Source organism: Planococcus sp. A6, assembly GCF_028823615.1.
Lineage (GTDB): Bacteria > Bacillota > Bacilli > Bacillales_A > Planococcaceae > Planococcus.
In genome coordinates, this window is sequence record NZ_JAPEHT010000014.1 from 1 (window position 1) to 19,250 (window position 19,250).

At 50.3% G+C, this 19,250-nt stretch carries 20 protein-coding genes; 9 read left to right on the forward strand and 11 right to left on the reverse strand.

Annotated elements, in window-relative coordinates; translation table 11 throughout:
* The 3 genes from ON064_RS03525 to ON064_RS03535 form a co-directional block, all read right to left on the reverse strand.
* On the reverse strand, positions 1–1,166 hold a 1,166-nt coding region (locus ON064_RS03525; RefSeq protein ID WP_274623645.1), incomplete at its 3' end, for a fructose PTS transporter subunit IIA.
* Entirely contained in the window at positions 1,163–2,095 is a 933-nt protein-coding gene (gene pfkB / locus ON064_RS03530) for a 1-phosphofructokinase (protein ID WP_274623646.1), read from the reverse strand. The genes ON064_RS03525 and pfkB, both read right to left, overlap by 4 nt.
* Positions 2,092–2,844 (reverse strand): DeoR/GlpR family DNA-binding transcription regulator, encoded by a 753-nt coding sequence (locus tag ON064_RS03535; RefSeq protein WP_274623647.1) that lies wholly within the window; start codon positions 2,842–2,844, stop codon positions 2,092–2,094. The genes pfkB and ON064_RS03535 overlap by 4 nt, the downstream gene beginning before the upstream one ends.
* A gap of 146 nt (positions 2,845–2,990) precedes the next feature.
* Here ON064_RS03535 and ON064_RS03540 point away from each other — a divergent pair, with 146 nt between their 5' ends.
* Together ON064_RS03540 and ptsP are read left to right on the forward strand one after the other, a co-directional pair.
* Positions 2,991–3,260, forward strand: a complete 270-nt coding sequence (locus ON064_RS03540; RefSeq protein WP_101805477.1) for a phosphocarrier protein HPr — start codon at positions 2,991–2,993, stop codon at positions 3,258–3,260.
* Positions 3,257–4,969: a phosphoenolpyruvate--protein phosphotransferase gene (ptsP, locus tag ON064_RS03545; RefSeq protein ID WP_274623648.1), complete on the forward strand. Its 1,713-nt coding sequence runs from the start codon at positions 3,257–3,259 to the stop codon at positions 4,967–4,969. The genes ON064_RS03540 and ptsP overlap by 4 nt, the downstream gene beginning before the upstream one ends.
* A gap of 46 nt (positions 4,970–5,015) precedes the next feature.
* On the opposite strand, the gene ON064_RS03550 is transcribed toward ptsP, so the two are convergent.
* The 3 genes from ON064_RS03550 to ON064_RS03560 form a co-directional block, all read right to left on the reverse strand.
* Positions 5,016–5,738, reverse strand: a complete 723-nt coding sequence (locus ON064_RS03550; RefSeq protein WP_274623649.1) for a 3-ketoacyl-ACP reductase — start codon at positions 5,736–5,738, stop codon at positions 5,016–5,018.
* A gap of 113 nt (positions 5,739–5,851) precedes the next feature.
* A complete protein-coding gene (locus ON064_RS03555; protein WP_274623650.1) occupies positions 5,852–6,787 on the reverse strand; it encodes an MBL fold metallo-hydrolase in 936 nt (311 codons plus the stop codon).
* A 99-nt stretch (positions 6,788–6,886) separates the two neighbouring features.
* Positions 6,887–8,026, reverse strand: coding sequence for a M14 family zinc carboxypeptidase (locus tag ON064_RS03560; protein WP_274623679.1), 1,140 nt, complete (start codon positions 8,024–8,026; stop codon positions 6,887–6,889).
* Positions 8,027–8,412: 386 nt separating this feature from the next.
* Between ON064_RS03560 and ON064_RS03565 the strand changes: the two genes are divergently transcribed.
* Together ON064_RS03565 and ON064_RS03570 are read left to right on the forward strand one after the other, a co-directional pair.
* Positions 8,413–9,267 (forward strand): NAD(P)H-hydrate dehydratase, encoded by an 855-nt coding sequence (locus tag ON064_RS03565; protein ID WP_274623651.1) that lies wholly within the window; start codon positions 8,413–8,415, stop codon positions 9,265–9,267.
* A gap of 316 nt (positions 9,268–9,583) precedes the next feature.
* A complete protein-coding gene (locus tag ON064_RS03570; protein WP_274623652.1) occupies positions 9,584–10,351 on the forward strand; it encodes a c-type cytochrome in 768 nt (255 codons plus the stop codon).
* 45 nt (positions 10,352–10,396) lie between these two features.
* On the opposite strand, the gene ON064_RS03575 is transcribed toward ON064_RS03570, so the two are convergent.
* Positions 10,397–10,999 carry a class I SAM-dependent methyltransferase gene (locus tag ON064_RS03575; protein WP_274623653.1) on the reverse strand — a complete coding sequence of 201 codons (603 nt, stop codon included), beginning with the start codon at positions 10,997–10,999 and terminating at the stop codon, positions 10,397–10,399.
* Positions 11,000–11,157: 158 nt separating this feature from the next.
* Between ON064_RS03575 and ON064_RS03580 the strand changes: the two genes are divergently transcribed.
* From ON064_RS03580 to ON064_RS03590, 3 genes are all read left to right on the forward strand, one after another.
* Positions 11,158–11,778, forward strand: coding sequence for a hypothetical protein (locus ON064_RS03580; protein WP_274623654.1), 621 nt, complete (start codon positions 11,158–11,160; stop codon positions 11,776–11,778).
* Entirely contained in the window at positions 11,775–12,347 is a 573-nt protein-coding gene (locus tag ON064_RS03585) for a peroxiredoxin family protein (RefSeq protein ID WP_211654227.1), read from the forward strand. The genes ON064_RS03580 and ON064_RS03585 overlap by 4 nt, the downstream gene beginning before the upstream one ends.
* A 96-nt stretch (positions 12,348–12,443) precedes the next feature.
* Complete coding sequence (locus ON064_RS03590) at positions 12,444–12,863, forward strand: DUF2892 domain-containing protein (RefSeq protein WP_121299640.1); 420 nt, start codon at positions 12,444–12,446, stop codon at positions 12,861–12,863.
* 36 nt (positions 12,864–12,899) lie between these two features.
* On the opposite strand, the gene ON064_RS03595 is transcribed toward ON064_RS03590, so the two are convergent.
* Both ON064_RS03595 and ON064_RS03600 read right to left on the reverse strand, forming a co-directional pair.
* The gene (locus ON064_RS03595) at positions 12,900–13,997 is read right to left on the reverse strand and encodes an acyltransferase family protein (protein ID WP_274623655.1); all 1,098 of its coding nucleotides are present in this window, start codon (positions 13,995–13,997) and stop codon (positions 12,900–12,902) included.
* Between the two features lie 211 nt (positions 13,998–14,208).
* The gene (locus tag ON064_RS03600; RefSeq protein ID WP_211654229.1) at positions 14,209–14,898 is read right to left on the reverse strand and encodes an SGNH/GDSL hydrolase family protein; all 690 of its coding nucleotides are present in this window, start codon (positions 14,896–14,898) and stop codon (positions 14,209–14,211) included.
* A 138-nt stretch (positions 14,899–15,036) separates the two neighbouring features.
* Here ON064_RS03600 and ON064_RS03605 point away from each other — a divergent pair, with 138 nt between their 5' ends.
* On the forward strand, positions 15,037–16,038 hold the full coding sequence (locus ON064_RS03605; RefSeq protein ID WP_274623656.1) for an ion channel: 1,002 nt from the start codon (positions 15,037–15,039) through the stop codon (positions 16,036–16,038).
* A gap of 189 nt (positions 16,039–16,227) precedes the next feature.
* Positions 16,228–16,959, forward strand: a complete 732-nt coding sequence (locus tag ON064_RS03610) for a YqcI/YcgG family protein (protein ID WP_274623657.1) — start codon at positions 16,228–16,230, stop codon at positions 16,957–16,959.
* A 47-nt stretch (positions 16,960–17,006) separates the two neighbouring features.
* On the opposite strand, the gene ON064_RS03615 is transcribed toward ON064_RS03610, so the two are convergent.
* The gene (locus ON064_RS03615; protein ID WP_274623658.1) at positions 17,007–17,993 is read right to left on the reverse strand and encodes a LacI family DNA-binding transcriptional regulator; all 987 of its coding nucleotides are present in this window, start codon (positions 17,991–17,993) and stop codon (positions 17,007–17,009) included.
* A 330-nt stretch (positions 17,994–18,323) separates the two neighbouring features.
* Positions 18,324–19,214 carry an HNH endonuclease gene (locus ON064_RS03620; protein WP_274623659.1) on the reverse strand — a complete coding sequence of 297 codons (891 nt, stop codon included), beginning with the start codon at positions 19,212–19,214 and terminating at the stop codon, positions 18,324–18,326.
* Positions 19,215–19,250: the final 36 nt, after the last annotated feature.

Sequence of the window (19,250 nt, forward strand, 5' to 3'; positions counted from 1 at the left end):
ACGCCTGTGACCGTGATTGCAAGCAAGCCCCCGATCATCCCTGGAGCGAATCCGGGACGGTCGGCAATGCTCATCGCGATGAATCCGGCAAGGACAGGAACCATAAGGAAGAATGCCGTGCCGCCGCCGATGGTTGACAGCATCGCAGCAAATTCATTGTATTCCGGGCTATCCGGATTTGCCGCATTGATGCCAAAGAAGAACGACAGCGCGATCAAGATCCCGCCGCCGACGACGAATGGCAACATGTTCGAAACACCATTCATCAAATGCTTGTAGAACCCTGATTTCGGCTCTGTGCCGGCATCCGCGTCTTTGGTGCGGTCATGCTTATAGACAGGCGCATCTTGTGCTAGTGCGCGGTCCAAAAGCTGGTCCGCTTCGTATATCGCTTTACCAACTTGTGTCTGGATGACGTGTTTGCCATCGAATCTCGCCATTTCGACTTTCGTATCGGCTGCCACGATGATGGCATCCGCTTCGGCGATTTCTGCATCGGTCAAGCGGTTTTTCACGCCGCTCGAGCCGTTCGTTTCCACTTTCAAGTTGATGCCGCGCTCTTTCGCACGCCCGTTAAGCTTCTCAGCCGCCATATAGGTGTGCGCGATACCTGTCGGGCAAGCCGTAACAGCCAGGATCTTGCCGCCTGCAGCGGGTTCTGCTGTACCTGCAACCGGTGCGCTGTCATCTGCTTGTTCCGGCCCATCCACTTCCGCTTCTTTCGCAGAGACGATATCGAGCACTTGCTGTTTCGACTCAGCTTCTAGGATATTGACGCGGAATTTCTCATCCATCAAAAATGTCGCAAGACGTGATAAAGCTTCCAGATGATCATCATTTGCCCCGGCTGTTGCAGCAATCATGAAAAACAGCTGTGCAGGCTGTCCGTCCAGCGATTCGAAGTCAATGCCGTCAAACGAACGCCCGAACGCAATGGCAGGTGTTTTGACCGCTTCGGATTTTGCGTGGGGAATGGCAATGGTATCACCGATTCCCGTCGTGCTTTGTTCTTCGCGCGCCAGGATATCTTTCGTGAATTGCTTTTTGTCGTTCAATTTCCCGGCCCGGTCCAGTTGCCCAGCCAGTTCGTCCAATACTTCCCGTTTGGAGCCAGCTTTCAGATCCAGAATGATGGTGTTTTCCGTCAATAATTGTGTAATTCTCATTTTGTCACATCCTTTTCTTCGAATGGGATTACGGTTACTTCTGGGAGCAATTGTTCCACATCTGCCTGTTCGCATAAATCGGTCCGAAAAGCAGTGGCGCTACCGCTAGCGACACCGTATTGGAACGCTCTCTCAGGGTCTTGATGCTGAATATAGGAAGCGATGAATCCAGATACCAAGGAATCTCCCGAGCCGACGGTGTTGACGACTTTGCCTTTTGGCACTTGGGCTGTGTAGCGGTGTTCACGGGAAGCATAGATGGCTCCCGCCCCGCCCATGGAGACGACGACATGTTGGACGCCTCTTTCCACCAGCCGGCTGGCATAATGGAAAGCTTGTGCTTGAGTAGTGATTTCGACTCCGAACATCTCTCCCAGTTCATGCTCATTAGGTTTAATGAGGAAAGGCTTCGTGTCCAGCAATTCCTTCAGCGCAGGGCCGGACGTATCGAGCACGAAATGAATGCCCCGCTCCTGGCAGCTGTCTGCCAGGTCCTTGAAGAATTGGGTCGGCACCGATGATGGCAAGCTGCCCGCCAAGACGAACCAATCGCCTTGTGCCATAACGGCAATTTTTTCTTTCAGTTGTTCCAGCTGCGCTTCCTTTAGCACCGGGCCGGGCCCATTCAATTCGGTTTCTTGGTCGGTCTTGATTTTGACATTGATCCGGGTAATTGCGCCGGTGTCGATAAAATCGGTCTCGATGCCTTCTGCGTCCAGGAACTCTTCGATAAAGCGCCCTGTAAAACCACCAGCGTATCCGAGCGCCCGGCTTTTTAGGCCCAAGCGACTGAGTACGCGCGAGACATTGATGCCTTTGCCGCCCGGGTAATAATACACTTCATCCGAACGGTTCAAGGCGCCGCTTTCAAAATGCGTTAAATACGCTGTGTAATCAATGGATGGAGCGAATGTGCATGTGTAGATCATTGTGTCACCACCTTAATAGTCGTTTGTCGTTCGATTTCTTCTAATGCATCATCCGGCAAGCCGTCGATGATGAGTGCAGACCGGCTTAAGTCGAAGATATGCGCAAAACTGACTTTGCCGTATTTAGATTGGTCCGCAAGCACGTAACAGCTTCTGGATAATTCCCCGGCCCTTCGTTTGACGGCCGCTTCTTCGGGGTCCGGTGTCGTGAAGCCGTGGTCCGGGTGGATCCCGTTAACGCCGAGAAAGCTTTTATCGAAACGGTAATTCTCCAGCGATTGGGTGGCCTGCGGACCAACTAAAGCACCTGTGCGCGACTTGATGAATCCCCCCGTCAAATAGGAAGTGATCCCGTGCTCGATCAAGGCTTCCAGATGGCTCAAGCCATTAGTGACAACGGTTACATCTTTATCTGTTAAAAAGGGGATCATTTGCGCGGTCGTCGTGCCCGCATCCAGGAATAGCGAATCGCCTGTTTTGACGAGCGAGGCCGCATAGCGCGCAACCAGCTGTTTTTCCTTGAGGTTCTTTGCCGCTTTATCCGACAGACTCGGTTCCGGCACATTCGGGGCGATCCGGCTGGCGCCGCCAAAAACGCGTTCCAGCTTCTGCAATTCCTCAAGTTCCGTCAAATCCCGGCGAATGGTGGATTCGGAAGCCGCGGTCAACTCGACCAACTCCTGGATTTTGATGCTCTGCTTTTCTTTTAAAAGGTTTAAAATCAGTTGATGCCGCTCCGTCGTCAGCATTCCTTCACCTTCTTTTCTTTTCTGATTAAATAGATAATACTTGAAATCGTTTTCAAAATCAATCATAATCATTCATAAGCAGTCAAATTCATTCAAAAAAGAATGAATCCCGCTCAAATACACGCATATTATAGGAGGAACTCAACATGGTAGAAAAACAATATACAATTACAGACGAAGCGGGCATCCACGCTCGTCCGGCATCCGCACTGGTCGGTTCGATCTCGAAATTCCAATCGGACATCACGCTCGGCTTCAACGGCAAGCAAGTCAACTTAAAATCGATTCTCGGCGTCATGTCGCTTGGCATTGCTTCCGGGTCAACCGTGACGATCGCTGCGGACGGAACGGACGAAGAAGAAGCGATGGCTAAAATCGACGAAGTGCTGAAAGCGGAAGGGATTTCCAACCAATGACAAGCCCGCTCTCCGGTATCGCAGCCTCCACCGGGATCGCCATCGCCAAAGCATTCCGCCTGGAAAATCCGGAATTGACTGTCGAACAACAACAAGTGGGCAATCCTGCAGAAGAAATTGCCCGCTTTGATACTGCCGTGGCACAAGCTGCCGCTGAACTTGAAGTTATCCAGCAAAAGACCGCACAGCAGATCAGCGACAAGGAAGCCGCGATTTTCGGCGCCCATCTGCTCGTCTTGAGCGACCCGGAACTGATTGGGCCGATCAAAGAGCGCATTTCAGCGGATAGCGTCAATGCGGAATTTGCGTTGCAGGAAACAAGCGATATGTTCATCACGATGTTTGAAGCGATGGACAATGAGTATATGAAAGAACGCGCAGCGGATATTAAAGACGTCCGCAAACGCTTGCTGTCCCATCTGCTTGGCGTGAAGATCCAAGACCCGAGCATGATCGATGAGGAAGTCATCGTCATCGCAGAAGATTTGACACCTTCCGATACCGTCCAATTGAATGCCCAGTTCGTCAAAGGCTTCATCACCGACATCGGCGGGCGCACTTCGCATTCGGCCATCCTTGCACGCACTTTGGAAATCCCGGCAGTGGTCGGCGCCCAAAACGCCATGGCCACGATCCGCAACGGCCAGATGGTGATTATCGATGGCTTGGAAGGTGAAATCATCATCGACCCCGATTCAGCGACTATCCAGCAGTTCGAGCAGGAAAAGTCAGCCTATGACGCCCAAAAAGCCGAATGGGCCAAGCTCAAAGATGAGCCGACGCTAAGTGCCGACGGACAGCATGTGGAACTTGCCGCCAATATCGGCACCCCGAAAGACCTTGCCGGCGTGCTCGAACATGGCGCAGAAGGCATCGGCCTTTACCGCACCGAGTTTCTTTATATGGGCAGAGACGCCTTTCCGACAGAAGACGAACAGTTTGACGCCTATTCTAAAGTGTTAAAAGGCATGAACGGCAAGCCGACCGTTGTCCGGACACTCGACATCGGCGGCGATAAAGAACTCACGTATCTGGACTTGCCGAAAGAACTGAACCCCTTCCTCGGCCTGCGCGCGATCCGCTTGTGCTTAGAGATGCCAGAACTCTTCAGAACGCAACTGCGCGCCCTATTGCGCGCAAGCGTGCATGGCAATTTGAAGATCATGTTCCCGATGATCGCAACGATAGAAGAATTCCGCCAAGGAAAAGCAATACTTGCAGAAGAAAAGGCCAAATTACTGGATGCCGGCATCCCAGTCAGCGACTCGATCGAAGTCGGCATCATGGTGGAGATTCCTTCTACCGCCGTCATGGCGGATGTCTTCGCCAAAGAAGTGGATTTCTTCTCCATCGGCACGAACGACTTGATCCAGTATACGATGGCCGCAGACCGCATGAACGAACGCGTGTCGTATCTGTACCAGCCGTTCAACCCCGCGATTTTGCGCTTAGTCAAAATGGTTATCGATGCCGCGCATAAAGAAGGAAAATGGGCAGGCATGTGCGGCGAGATGGCCGGCGATGACATCGCCATCCCGATTCTTCTCGGGCTCGGCTTGGATGAATTCTCCATGAGCGCTTCTTCTGTCTTGAAGGCGCGTGCGCAGATCAGCCGCTTGTCAAAACAAGAAATGGCTTCGCATACCGGCCACATCCTTGCACTCTCGTCCTCTCAAGAAGTCGAAGCGTATGTTAAAGGAATCAGCTAAAAAAACCCCTGAATGCCAAAAAGGCGTTCAGGGGTTTTTCGTGTGATCAAAATGGGTTGGTCGCCCATTGTTTCGATAAAGGGATAAAGATGCGCGGGTTCAATTTCAATTGCGAAACGATGTATTCCGCGATGTCTTCCGGCTGCATGAACTTCTCTTTTTCCTGTTCCGTTTCATTGCCGGAATCAGTCATGCCCGTCACGACACGGCTCGGTGCCAAAGCGAAGACACGGATATTGTCAGGGCGCACTTCCTGCATCAAAGCCTCGCTCATGCCGAGCACCGCGAATTTCGATGCGCTATAGGCGCTCGAGCCTTTCGTGCCTTTGAGTCCTGATGAAGAGGAGATGTTGACGATATCGCCTCCCTGTTTTTCCACCATCTGCGGAAGCACCGCTTTGGTCATGTGGACCATGCCCATCAAATTGATATTGAGCATATTTTGCCAATCCTCGGTCTCGAGTTCCATGAACTTGCCGTATTTCCCGATTCCTGCGTTGTTGATGAGGATATCGATCGTGCCGAGTTCGTCGGTCAATTTCTGGACGGCCGCTTCGACTTGCTTGGGATCCGACACATCCGCAACCGCAAATGCTGCGCGGCCACGCAATGAACGGATCTCTTTCGCCAATTGTTCGATTTCTTTTTCGGTTCTGGCGATCAGCCCGACGGCCACGCCTTCATTGGCCAGTGCCAGGGCGGTTGCCCGGCCGATGCCGCGCCCTGCTCCTGTAATGATTGCTGTCTTTTCCGTTAACACTTGTGCCACTTTATTTTCCGCCCTTCAGGTAAATGAATTTTCTCTGCCCTAGTCTTTGCCCCTAAACGGGCGGCGGTAAACCGGCTGTTTGCCTGAGGGCGACATTTTTTTCTCCAGCCGCCTCAGCCTTGTCTATGGAAATAATCCAATAGGCCTTGTGCGCTGACCTGTAAGTCCATTTCGATATAAGGCATCACGCGGTGCGGCTGTTTGGCGCCTTTTTCCGCCAGCTGCGCCATGACCGGTGTCAGCAGACTTTTTGCCAATTGATCTGCGGATTCTTTGTTCTGATAGGCCGCCGCACCTTCTTCAACAAACAGCTCTAGCCATTCCAGCACCTGCTCTAGCGCTGTATCAGGGTTATGCGCAGCGCCGAAATGCCCGAAATAAAGCACATCGAGTTGCTGCCGTTGCATCCGTTCGATGGATGCCTTCATCGCCTCAGGGTCGAATTGGTTCGGTGAGGTGGACGGCAAGTAAAAGTCGATGCCGTCTTCAATTAACTGTGCATAGCGGATGCCGGCTGTATCCCCTGCGAAAAATCCATTCGATACAGGGTCTAAGATGCCGAAATGATGCTTGGCATGGCCCGGCGTATCCCAGAACTCAAGCGTACAGTCCGGGCCGATCTGCAGCCGGTCGCCTTCCGTTTTGATATCGATGCGGTGTTCGGGCACCGGGACAATCGGATTGAACAAGTCATCGAATTGGCCGCCGTATACCGCTCTCGCCCCGGCGATGAGACGGCTCGGGTCTGCCAGGTGCCTGGCGCCTTTCGGGTGGACGATGAGTGTCGCGTTCGGGCAGTCCTGCAAGAGTAAGCCCGCTCCCCCGGCGTGGTCTAGGTGGATGTGGGTCACGATGATGTAACGGACCTCATCTAGTGAGATGCCGAGTTCGTTCAATCCTTGTTTCACATGCTCCACCGACGGGCTCGGTCCTGTTTCAATAATGGTCAGCTGCTGTTCCATGATGACGTAGCTGCCTGTTCGTTGTTCCAGGCCGAGATCGAAACCGTCGATCAATTGAATGCGGTCGTTCAACTTGCTGATTGCCATGCTGGCACCCCTTTCTGTTTGTTTTCAGTCTACCAAAGCCCAGGCTTGCCTCACAACTCAGCACATAAAAACGCCGCCAGAATTCGGCGGCGTTTCTCATCAATTGCTGGATGGGCTATAGGAAGTCAATGGAATGTCTTCATAGTCTTCCGGGTCCAATGAGTAGACGCTGTCATCGGCAACGCCTTCCACAATGGCCGTCAAGCCGCGCTCCACCGATTTGACCAATTGGCCTTTTTCTTTTTGCCCAAGCGACTGGGTTTGGCCGCGTACTTCAAACAACACGGTGCCGCTGCCATTCAGCGCATAGCTGCCAAGCGCTGTGCCCGGCAAATCGAGCCCTTGTGAATAAAGCGAGATATTGGTGAATTTCGAATTGCCGTAGGACTGCAGTTCCTTATACGCCGCCACATTCAGCTGGCGTGAAAAATCATAATCGTATTGGTCTGCATATTCGCTGTATTTCGCCCCTTCAGCAGTCGATGGGTCCGGGACGAATTGTGCGGACAGCGATAACGTCACCGGATCCGGCGTGCCATCGACATAATACATCCCTTGGTGATGCAGGTCGATAAAGACGTCGACGGTGCCGTATTCCGCTTGCAGCGATTTATAGACCTCGCGTGACACTTGGGCTTCTTTCGTAATAAACCAGCCCGGTTCGTTCGATGCGCCAGGGAAATCTTCGGCTTGAGGCACATAGTCCAAGTCCGGGTTAAAGTCGCGGTTGACATCAAAGCCCGGGTTGGCGCCGTAATCATAGCTTTGGCTGACGCCGCGGTCCAAATAATTCCATGATGGCGTTGCAGCGGCGAGTTCCGGATAATCCGCCACGACATCGCTCCATGTCATGCTATTGCGGCGCTTATCGCCTTCTGAGGCATCCGGATTCATCATCGGCATGAAGACGATCGTCACTTCGTCGCGCAAGACTTTCGCCGCTTTCGAGTTGCCGGATAGGGATTTCAACATATTCAAAATGGCCACAGTGCCTGTTTTTTCGTTTCCGTGAATCTCACTTTGGATCAGCAGCACTTTATCACCCGTGCCGACAGTCGCCGTATAAATATCGCGGCCTTCGAAGGATTGGCCGGCGACATCCACGGAAACCGAGCCTTTGCTATTTGCTTCGATGCGCTGAAGTTCTTTTTTCAGCTCCCCATAATCGATAAATCCGGAAATGGCATTGTCATGATGGTGTTCAGTCGGCTGTGCCGGCTCTGTTGCTTGCACCGGCATCGCAAGCATCGCACAAAGCCCCGCCATCGTCATTGTCTTGAATATATGTTTTTTCACTATACCCACTCCTTTTCATTGAATAGGCTGAGTATAGCAAAGCTTGTCAATCTCGCCTATAGTTGTCAGAAATTTCAGTTCTTTGGATATATAATCCATAGCGCTAACCGCCCTTCGCCCGTTACCATTGCCGGAGCGCAAATTTCGAGCTCACTGATTTTCATTGTTTCGTGGGACGAAATACCTGCAGCATCCAGTTAGCGACTGAAGATATTCATCAGTAAAATACTGATTTCTCCGTTAGTTTCTATAAATGGCGCTTTAGGGTTTGCCTATTGCCCTGAATCGGCTACAGTTATACCATCAAGGAAGAAACTGGAGGTTTTCATATGAACGATCCACAAATCCCGCAAGACAGCCTCATCTGGTCTCAGGAAATGGTGCGCAGCACATTGCCAAAGCGCGCACAAGACAGCCATAAAGGTGTGTTCGGAACGGCGCTATTAGTAGCCGGAGGCCCGGATATGCCCGGGGCTGCCTTGATTTCCGGGCTCGGCGCGTTAACAAGCGGCGTCGGGAAATTGGCAATCGGGACATACCGCGAAACCATCCGCAGCATCGCTCACGCGGCGGCCGAAGCGACGTATGTACCGGATGCGCTGATCCATATCGCCAATGGCACCCATTCACTCACTTCCTATAAAGCCATCGCCTGTGGGCCTGGCACCTTGCCGGATGCCTTGACCGAAGCCGCTATTTACAGTTTGCTGAAGTCTTCTGCCCCACTCATTCTCGATGCAGGTGCATTGAGCGAACGAAGCTATGCCAAAAGAAGCGCCCCGCTTATCTTGACGCCGCACACCGGTGAATTCAGCCGGATCTCCGGTTATTCAATGGAGCAGCTTAGCGAGTCTCCCGATTCATGTGCTTCTGCATTTGCCACGGAACACAATTTGACGCTCGTCTTGAAAGGCCCCCGAACAACTATCGCGTTTCCGGACGGCGAACTGTTCCGCAACCCGACAGGAAATGCCGCGCTTGCAAAAGGCGGTACGGGCGATATGCTGACCGGCATGATGCTCGGCATGCTATGCTGCCATGAAAACTGGCGCCACGCCGTTTTGAATGCCGTTTACTTGCACGGAGCGTGTGCGGACGAATTCATCAAAACCCGCTCCCCCCACACCATGTTGGCACGCGATATTGCGGAGCTGCTGCCGGAAGTATGGAAACAATTCGAGTGATCCGTTGTTCGGAAAATCGTCACATGCGTAATAGCCTGACTGTGAATTAGTTCACAGCCAGGCTATTTTTTGTTTGTTAGGCTGAAAGTGACTTGAAAGGAGTGTTCGACATGATGAAAAGACTTGGCTACGGCAGCATTTTTCTGTTGATTCTCGCTGTCATTGCCATCGGCGTTAACTGTCTGCTGAAAAATCGATAACAGCGGAAGGCCAGCAAGATAAGGCTCAAACCGCCCAAACAGACCAAGCGACAGCAGGCGTCGCCCACAATCCGCCGTCTTTGGATGAGGTACCGGAAGGACCGGAAGGCGAAGCGGTGAAACGCGGCTACGAACTGGTCAATAACACCTCAGAAGTTTTGCGCGCAGATGCCGCCAGCGTAGAGGATGGCCAACAACGCGTTAACGAATTGTCCTGTACTAGCTGCCATGCAGGAGCCGGGCTTGAGAAAGATTCCTCTTCACTCGTCGGCATGGCTTCCGCTTACCCGATGTATATCGGGCGTTCGGGTGAAATGGTCACACTCGAAGAGCGCATCAACGGCTGCATGGTCCGTAGCATGAACGGTGAAATGTTTGCAGAAGACGATGAGGACATGGATGCCATGGTTGCCTACTTCAAATATATTTCCGAAGGCATTCCGCAAGGCGCAGAAATGCCTTGGCGCCACCAGAACACCATGGAAGACGTTCCAGTGCCCGATGTCGATAATGGAGAGAAGCTTTACCAGGCAAGTTGTGTAGCCTGTCACGCAGCTGATGGCGCCGGCACCGGCTCGAACAGCGGCCCTGCCCTATGGGGAGAAGGCTCGTTCAACGACGGTGCAGGACTTGCACGCATGTCGAAGATGGCCGGCTATTTGCAGAACAATATGCCAAAAGGCGCTGAGAATACATTATCCGACCAGGAGGCTAGCGACCTGGCTGCTTTCGTCCTGTCACAGGATCGCCCCGAATGGAAAGGGCATGAACAAGATTGGCCAAACGGCAACCGGCCCCCGGATGCCATGACTAAAGAACGGCGTGATCAAGTGACAGACGGCACGATCGATTGGAACGAAGTGCTCGGAAAAGATGCCAAGTAAAAAACACCCATCGCCAAAAATCGGTGATGGGTGTTATCTTGCCTATCATTCCACAGGTTTTTGGCAAGCGAGCTGGATGACATGCGACAAGCCATTATGCAACTTGCCTTCATGCCGCTCGACTTCCCCTGTGAAAAAATGGGTGATTTTAAACTCCTGAAAAGCCTCGAGCACTTCTTCTGGACGGTACAGGAATGATTCCTGTTTCGGGCCGCCGGTGCCATAAGCGGGTTGGTCGACGGAATATACTTCCATCAGGAAATGGCCGCCCGGTTTCAATGCATGCCGGATGCCATCGAACGTTTTGTGCTGCACGTCTTTTGGATAATGGCCGAATACGCAAATGATGAGGTCCCAGGCTTCTTCTGCCCATTCAGCGTGTGCCAGGTCCGCTTGCTCTGTCAAAACCGCCACGTGGCGTTCTTCTGCCAGCCGCTCCGTCTTATCCAATCCGCTTCTCGCCAAATCCCAAGCGGTGACATCCATGCCCTGTTCAGCCAGATAGACGGCGTTGCGGCCCTCGCCTTCCGCTATCGCAAGCGCTCGTCCAGACAGCCTGAGCTTATTTTGCATCATTTCGATAAACTGGTTTGGGTCTGTCCCATATACATATTCAGTTGTTTGAAAGCGTTCATGCCATGTAGCCATATAGCACCTCCTGATGCAGTCTTGATTCAATCATAATCGACAAACAAAAAAGATGAAAAGATTGTGCTTTCCGCTATAATGGAAAGCGCCAGGCATAAGATTTTCAATACGGACGGAGGTATCTTTATAATGAATAGACACCGTAATGGACAAAGCCATTGAGCTATGTTCCGATACTGCACCTGACCGTTCCTGCGGTATGGGTTTCTGTACTTTTGGCAGCCGCAGCGGCAAGCCTGCTGATGCGCGCCGCGAATGGGCATAAACCTGGCGAATGGTACTGGAACGCTTTGGCGCTTTACGTCCTGACATGGAAGCTCAGCTACATCGTTTTCAATTTGCAGCATTTTCTTGACATGCCTTTATCCATTCTTTATTTTAACGGCGGATTGTACGGGCATTTGCTCGCCATAGCATCGCTTATCGGCTATTTGGCCCTAGCACAAAGAAAACAGGCTGCCGTGGCGGAACAGGCTGCCACTGCCTGGCTATTGTTTTTTCTGGCATATCAGTCCATCCTGCATTATTTTGACGCCCAGTTTGTGCAAGCAGCCCTTCAAACCGCGCTTTTCGCAGCAGCTATCGTGGCCATCCGCATGCTGGGAAAACGGCCAGACGTCCCGAATGGCTTATTGCTTACCGCGTTTTTCACAGTGGAACTGCTCATCCTAAGCGCATTCGGCCCGCTAGTGACTTGGCAAAATGCGACGCTCATTGTTGTTGCCGCATTCACGATCGCCATGTACATACGTTTTGAACAGAAAGGACCGAGCAAATGATAAAAAAAGCCATCATCGGCATATTGCTGGTTGCAGCGATCGCCATCATTGCCATCAATTTCTTTGAAGAAGATGCTCAGCCAATCGACACGAGCGAATCCGCCACTTCCGCAAGCGCACAAGACGCGTCACTTGCCGAAGGCCTCTCACAAGGTCAGTTAGCCCCCGATTTCACATTGACTGACCAAAACGGCGAAACGGTCAAACTATCCGATTACCGCGGCAAAAAAGTCATCTTGAACTTCTGGGCGACCTGGTGTCCCCCGTGCCGAGCTGAAATGCCGCATATGCAGGAATTCCACGAAAACAACGCAGACGGCGATGTCGTTATCCTGGCAGTTAACCTGACCGCACAGGATAACGGAGATGAAGCGATTCGCTCGTTTATCGATGAATTCGGTTTGACGTTCTCCATTCCAATGGACGAAACCGGAAGCACCGCCCAAACGTATCAAATCCGTACTGTGCCGACAACGTACATCCTCAACACGAAAGGCGAAATCGCCCAAAAAATTGTCGGCCCGATGGATGAACAGATCATGAAAGACCAGACAGACAGCATCGACTAAGTTTCTCCGTAAGGCTTGCATGAACTTAAGGGTTTAAAGAAAAGCCATTTGCGGAATACAAGTAGCAGGACTTGCAATGAAATGGAGGATTTTTTCATGGAACTTGATTTAGCTAAAGAACAATTGCCATCGACACAATCTAAAGTGAACGACCACACACCTGACCACATCAATCAGCAAATCGAACGGGAAACGGAAGCTTCGGTCAATTACTACAAGCGCCAAGGCGAAAGTGAAATCCGGGCGCGCATTAACGAGTTGGACAACGAATGGGACACTGAACGCCTAATGAAAGTAAATATGGCGTCCGTTGCAGCCCTTTCCACTCTTTTGGCAGTAAAGGGCAACAGAAAATGGGCGCTTCTAGCGGGAGCGTCAAGTGCAGCCATCATTCAGCACGCGCTGCAAGGCTGGACACCGGCGATCGTCATTTTCCGTAAACTAGGCGTCCGCACCGTCGACGAAATCAACCGTGAAAAAAAGGCTTTGCAGAATTTATTGAATAAACCTGAATAAGATAAAATCCCCTAAGCCTTAGCGCTTAGGGGATTTTTAAGTATTTTTCGTCGCAGCGTCTGTATCACTACTTGGTGCCACACTAGGTGTTTTGTTTCGCTGCAGCCAGCCTTTAAAGATTCGGTGCAGCGGCAGTTCGAGCTTGAAATGCGCCAAAATCCCGAAAAACATCATCAAAGCCACGAGTACCATGCTCATGCCGACATTGCCCAATACTTCATGCAAACCGACTTGATCCATCCATTCAGAGAATACATCGAGCACTACATTATGGACGAGATAAATCGCAAATGCGGCGTTGCCGAGTTGATGAAACGCGTTCGGAATATGGATATCTTTTTTCAAATCGACCACGCCAAGCCCAATCAACAACAACATGATCGAGATGCTGGAGCTCATTTCAAAACTGACTTCCATAAACGGATTTATCGCATTCATCCATGTCACAGGAAAACCAATCAACCCACAGGCGATGAATAGATACCCGATGATGACCGGTATATTGGCGTGGAGAATGAGCCATGCACAAAACACACCCGCTATGAACATTAAATTATAGGAAGCAAACAGAAAGTCGAACAGAAAATGATCGATATAGACGATGCCGATGACACCCACAAGCGAAAGGATGCCCCAGGCGGCGAATAGTATCTTCCCGAGCAGGCGCGGGCTTAAAAACAACACGGAAAACATCAGATAAAAATAAATGGTGTATTCCAATGACCATGCCACGATCAAGAACGGGTCTTGCCATTCAGGATTCGGGACTAGGAAAATCGAAGTCAAAATGACAGCCATGTCCCGCTCCGCCCCCGTTGCAAACCATGGGAAGAGAAATGCCAGGAGTAGAAACGCCAAGGTCACAACCCAGTACAGTGGATAGATTCGAATAAAGCGATTGATCAGAAAATCCGATAATTGGCCTCTTTTTCCGAATTTTCGTCGGTAAATATAATAAGCCATAAACCCCGACAAGGAAAAGAAATAATAGACGCCGCCGGTCAGCGGCAAATACGCCAGGTTCCAAATGTTAAACCCGTAGTAATCCATCATGGTCGTCGATAAATGGTGAAGCATGACCAATATCGGCACCAATGCCCTGGACAATTGGATCAGTACCAGCTTCCTTCTCATGCGCCCCACCCCTCTATTGCAAATTCAAACACTCGGCAAAAGACCTAATGTAAACCATGAGCCTCATCAGAATTTAAAATTTATAGACATAATATACCACGTTTCTTTAAAACCACAAGCATTTTCTCCCACTGCCTGCTAGAGCATCTAGCGCTGGCATATTTCAAACATCAAAAAACCCGGAAACCATTAATGGCCCGGGTCTGGTCGTTCATCGACGGTCTTTTACAACCGCTATGCCGGTTGTCTGCAAAGTTTCCAGCAGCAATTGATGCATGATCGCATAGCCTTCTTCGTTCGGATGGATCGAATCCAGCCAAATGGACGGCACTTTCCCCATTTTCCGCGTGTTCGTGACGATGACGCCTTTCGCGCCGATTGCCGAATTCCACATGCGGAACAGCAGGTTGGTGAAACCGAAATACTGCACTTCTTTTTTCATCGAATTATATAAGCTGTTTTGGACGATCAACACTCGATTGTTGCCAGCTTGAATATGCCCGTAAATCTCCAACAAATTGCGGCGGTATTTCTTTTTCAATGCAGCAAACTGGCGGATCAATTCACTTGCGCCTCCATCCTTGTATTGACGCAGCAAATCGTTGCCGCCGATATTCAGCAGCACGAGATCGGCTTGAGCCAATTCCGACTGCCAATGATCGGCCCGGAGCCGTTCGACGAGGCCATCACTCGTCAATCCATTGATGCCGAAGTTCAGCACCTCACTAGCCGGAAAGCTGTCTTCCAAATGTCTTGCAATCCCGCCCTTTGTCCCGTAGCCATACGCTACGGAATCGCCGAGAATGACGATCTTATCTATATGTCGCGGCCTTGCCGCATTGCGTTGTTTACGTCTGAGTGCCTTTTGATAAAGGGCACTCGACCGGAAATTCTTGCCCAATCTTCTGCACGCCCCCCTCGCTTTCGTATCTCTTCATTTTAGCATATCTGCTTGTTTCTTTTCCCTTTTCACGCTTATATGCATAACCTATAGGACTGGAAGGGTATGGACAAGTAGAACAGATAAGGAGGGATGTTGATGGATCAGTTTTATCTACTTATCGGCATCATCATCGTCGTCCTCACACTGATCGATTTCATCTGGACGACTTTATGGGTCGATGGCGGCGCCGGCCCATTGACCCACAAGCTCACTTCCGCCTACTGGACGCTCCATAAGCAAGTGAGCCGGAATAACTCGAAATTCCTGAGCCTCGCGGGACCGATTATTTTGGTCTCCACCTTGGCGACATGGATTTTCCTATTATGGGCGGGCTGGACGTTCATTTTTGCCAGTTCCGACATGATCGTCGATACCAAAGACGGCGGGCCTTTGTCATGGGTTGAATATGCCTATTATGCAGGCTACTTGATTTTCACGCTCGGCAACGGCGAGTTCGCACCCGATGACGGCATCTGGCAAATCGTGGCCATCTTTGCGACCGGCACCGGCATGCTATTCATTACCTTCGGGGTGACTTATTTGCTGCAAGTGCTGAGCGCCGTGTCAGAAAAACGCTCGCTTGCCTCGAGCATTAGCGGCATTGCAATGGATCCCGCTTCCTTTGTCAACAATTCATGGAACGGGAAGAATTTCGACAACCTCAATCTATTGCTCGATACGTTCGCGAATGAATTAAGCAATGCTGTATCGAAATACAATGCCTACCCCGTACTCCATTATTACCGCAGTTCAACGCATGACCGATCGTTGCCGGTCAATATCGTTGTGTTGGATGAAGCATTGACTTTTTTACAGCACGGCATACCAAAAGACATTCGACCCAATGCTTTATTGATGCAGGAACTCTCAAGCAGCGTCACCAGTTATTTAGATACCTTGCATAGCTCCTCAATCGACGCATCCACGGTAGTTCCGCCCCATCAAGTGCTGGCGAATCTCGATGACTCGATTCCGACCGTTGATGCAGAATCCTATGAAAAGCTAATGGAATCACTCGAACTCCGCAGAAGAAAGCTTCTCGGGCTTGTGGAAATGACGGGTGAAGCATGGCCAGGCACAGCAAACGACCTTGAATAAATCGATGAATGAATCACAACGCCTTGGATAAATAACCGGATAGATTGACGTGAAGAAAGCGCAATTTCCTTGCGCTTTTTTCATTTCCTGTTTTTGTCGTTCTTCCCAATAAATTAAATTAAGGTGTTTCAATTAAAAGCATTCAGGGAACAATTTGAAAGATGAGATTTTGAAATTGGAGGCTAAGTAATGCAAACGACGATCCCTGCTTTATTAACAAAAGAAGATTTTACAAACCGCAACGACTTGCCTGACTGGTTACTGCGCGAATACAAAACCTTTCATGAGACGGTGACGGATAAGACTTTCCCGTGCTATTTCGGCAGAAGCGGCGAGTTGAAAAGCGAGCTGCGCTATGCATACATAACCCAAGACGATTGGTCAAACCTGCCGGGAGCCGTGGCGGAATTCTTGACTCTGTTCGAAGATCCGAAACATAAGCGGCATGGCTTGTTTGTGTTCGTGGAACCATTTGAATCGGAAGGGCCACTCGATGCTTACCGCAAGCAGTTCTGGGAAATCCTGCAGTATCTTCACGATATGGATGATACCGAATGGCCCGAACAAGCGCCGCGTGATCCTGATCATTATTTATGGGATTTCAACTTCAAAGGGGAACCCATTTTCATCTTCGGCAACGCGCCTGCCTACAAACAGCGCCGCACCCGTCACCTCGGCAATTCGATGGTGCTCGGTTTCCAGCCGAGAAGGATCTTCGAAGGACTGACAGGAACTGAAAAAGGCGGCATTATGTCGCGTGATAAGGTCCGGGAACGGGTCGAGAAATGGGATGAATTGCCGACCCATCCGGATATCAGCCATTTTGGCGACCCTGAACACAATGAATGGAAGCAGTTCTTCATCGGGGATGATGTTGAGCCGGTCAAAGGCAAATGCCCGTTTTTGCATAAGGAACTTTAATTTAAAAAGCGCCTGTACAGTTTGCTGTACGGACGCTTTTTTTATGGTTAAGCTTTGCTTTTTTGCCGTTCTTTAAATTTTTTCACCGTGTTGCCCTTGCTAAGTTGCAACTCGTCCTCGGCAGCTGGCATCGCCGTTTCGCTTCCTTCGATCTGCTGAAGCAAGCAATCCATCACTTGCTGGGTAAATGGCTGTGCAGCGGATGGCGGCTTGACGGCCGTCAATTCAGCGTCATTTCCTTCTTCCGGTTCCCCTACCACCACAATGCTGATGTCTTTTGGCACTTTGAATCCAGCGCTTTTCAAAGAATCGAGTAATTGCAGCCCGTCTTCATAGCTCGCGGCAACAAACGCACTGGTCGGTTTTTTAAACGCACGCAATTCAGCCGCAATGGCATCGAAATCCGCTGGGCTTTGTGTCGAATGGATGCGTTTTTTGCGCAGCTTCAATTGATGATGGGCCAAAGCTTCATAGTATCCTTGAAGCCTTTCGCTGCCATCCGGCAGATCTCCCCCGACCCAAGCGATTTGCTGGTGATCTTTTTCAGCAAGATGGCTGGTAGCAAGATATGCCGCTTTACGCCCGTCAAATGGTTTCCCTTCATCCGCAGCTTCTTCGGCTTGCAAAAAGGCACTTGTTTCCTTTAAATATTCCTTCAGTTCTGCAGGAAGGGTGCCGATGCCGATGACGCCTGCAACTCCTTTTACTAAAACCTTGCTGTCTTCCATCGATTCATTGCCAGTCAATGCATGGCCCTTCAGCTCGTAGCCCGATGCCTGTGCCGATTTGGTAAATTCGCGCAAACGGGCGAATTCAGCAGGCGCGCAATCCTCTGCAAACAGGACGGCGATACGTTTTTCTGGCTCTGCGGGTTGTTCACTAGCGGCGCTCGCATTTCCGTAATCCAATTCAGCTAAGGCTTGCATCACTTTGTCGTAGGTTTCCTTTTTAACTTGCTCTGGCCGATTCAACACACGGGACACCGTCGTTTGAGAGACTCCTGCATGCTTTGCAACTTCTGTGGTCGATACCATCCCCGTCACCCTTCCCATTCATTCATTTGTTGAATATACTATAACACATTTAACCAGGATATTCAGGGTTAGTTTCTAAAAGCACTAGAGACGAATGACTCGAAGGATGCGCCGAGTAACCAAAAACTTCTGGTGGATTTATAATATTTACAAACGAATAAATCTATTCATAAAGTTTGGTGATGATTATTTTATTCAATATTATTCAATAAACAACCACTTAGTCATTTATTCATCCACGACATTTGTGTAACTAGATTTTTATTCAAGCCTCTCGGATGAATAAAAATGAATAAAAAAACGCGCAGCAATCGCTGCACGCCACATTCGTTATTCACCCACAAAAAAATTATTTCGATGCCATCTGAAAAAAGCCGTATTCGAATCCTTCGCTGCGATGCGCATATTTTTCTTCAAACCATAATGGCTCGCTTGTGGTTGAATGGTTGCTGACATTCTCAGCGTACCTACGCCGGTAAAGGAAATTTGGCCGCTTTCATAAAGCGCTGCGTGATTGGCGCATAATAGCACCCCATTCGCTGGGTTGATCCGTTCTGCGTCAGTGCTGTCTTTCCAAGGCTTGCTGTAGGCCGCCTTCAACAATGCAGGATTATCGAGGCTGCAAAGGGCACATTTATTTCCCCACCGCTCCAACTGCACTGTTTTAAACTGCCTCTTCAAGTCTCTGAACTTTCGCCGCAGCAAGTATTCGGAATCCATCATCCAGGCTGTTAAAGAATTGTATTTCTCTTCACGCACAGCGTCGTAAACAAATTCCAATTGCTCGATATTGCGCCATTTTGAAGACGATAATAATTCCAAAAACACCAACGCCAACGCTTCATTGCACGGGTATACATAACCGGAGTTGCCGTTGCCGTCCGGCTGGAAAGCGGAATACTTGATCGGCAAATGTTCTGACACTATTTTGATGCAAGACGCAATTTCCAATGGGTCATCCAGTTCCAAGTATTCACAAGGCGCAATCCACTCAGCTTGTGCAGTACCTGATGCCTGCTCGCGCGCATCTTCTTGAATGGTCCCCACCGCAATCAGTGCCCCCCTGACGTAATGGAAGGTCCGGTCCCCTTTTTGCAATGATTTTACCCGCTCCCACGAATGTGGCGTGGTTCCCGATTTATCTTTCATAGGCGCCCGGACAATTCCTAGGCGTTTTTCTTCTCTATAGGTTTCCCCCTGCATGACGATGTAGCTATTCATTACGTGCCTCCTGACAATTGCTTTCTTCTATTCTAC

Bases quoted from the DNA above. Each gene is read 5' to 3' on its own strand.
- ON064_RS03535 (WP_274623647.1), bottom strand. From the start codon at position 2,844: ATGCTGACGACGGAGCGGCATCAACTGATTTTAAACCTTTTAAAAGAA.
- ON064_RS03605 (WP_274623656.1), top strand. From the start codon at position 15,037: ATGGATCAGTTTTATCTACTTATCGGCATCATCATCGTCGTCCTCACA.
- ON064_RS03585 (WP_211654227.1), top strand. From the start codon at position 11,775: ATGATAAAAAAAGCCATCATCGGCATATTGCTGGTTGCAGCGATCGCC.
- pfkB (WP_274623646.1), bottom strand. From the start codon at position 2,095: ATGATCTACACATGCACATTCGCTCCATCCATTGATTACACAGCGTAT.
- ON064_RS03590 (WP_121299640.1), top strand. From the start codon at position 12,444: ATGGAACTTGATTTAGCTAAAGAACAATTGCCATCGACACAATCTAAA.
- ON064_RS03565 (WP_274623651.1), top strand. From the start codon at position 8,413: ATGAACGATCCACAAATCCCGCAAGACAGCCTCATCTGGTCTCAGGAA.
- ON064_RS03575 (WP_274623653.1), bottom strand. From the start codon at position 10,999: ATGGCTACATGGCATGAACGCTTTCAAACAACTGAATATGTATATGGG.
- ptsP (WP_274623648.1), top strand. From the start codon at position 3,257: ATGACAAGCCCGCTCTCCGGTATCGCAGCCTCCACCGGGATCGCCATC.
- ON064_RS03540 (WP_101805477.1), top strand. From the start codon at position 2,991: ATGGTAGAAAAACAATATACAATTACAGACGAAGCGGGCATCCACGCT.
- ON064_RS03595 (WP_274623655.1), bottom strand. From the start codon at position 13,997: ATGAGAAGGAAGCTGGTACTGATCCAATTGTCCAGGGCATTGGTGCCG.
- ON064_RS03615 (WP_274623658.1), bottom strand. From the start codon at position 17,993: ATGGTATCGACCACAGAAGTTGCAAAGCATGCAGGAGTCTCTCAAACG.
- ON064_RS03560 (WP_274623679.1), bottom strand. From the start codon at position 8,026: ATGCCGGTGCAAGCAACAGAGCCGGCACAGCCGACTGAACACCATCAT.
- ON064_RS03555 (WP_274623650.1), bottom strand. From the start codon at position 6,787: ATGGCAATCAGCAAGTTGAACGACCGCATTCAATTGATCGACGGTTTC.
- ON064_RS03620 (WP_274623659.1), bottom strand. From the start codon at position 19,214: ATGAATAGCTACATCGTCATGCAGGGGGAAACCTATAGAGAAGAAAAA.
- ON064_RS03610 (WP_274623657.1), top strand. From the start codon at position 16,228: ATGCAAACGACGATCCCTGCTTTATTAACAAAAGAAGATTTTACAAAC.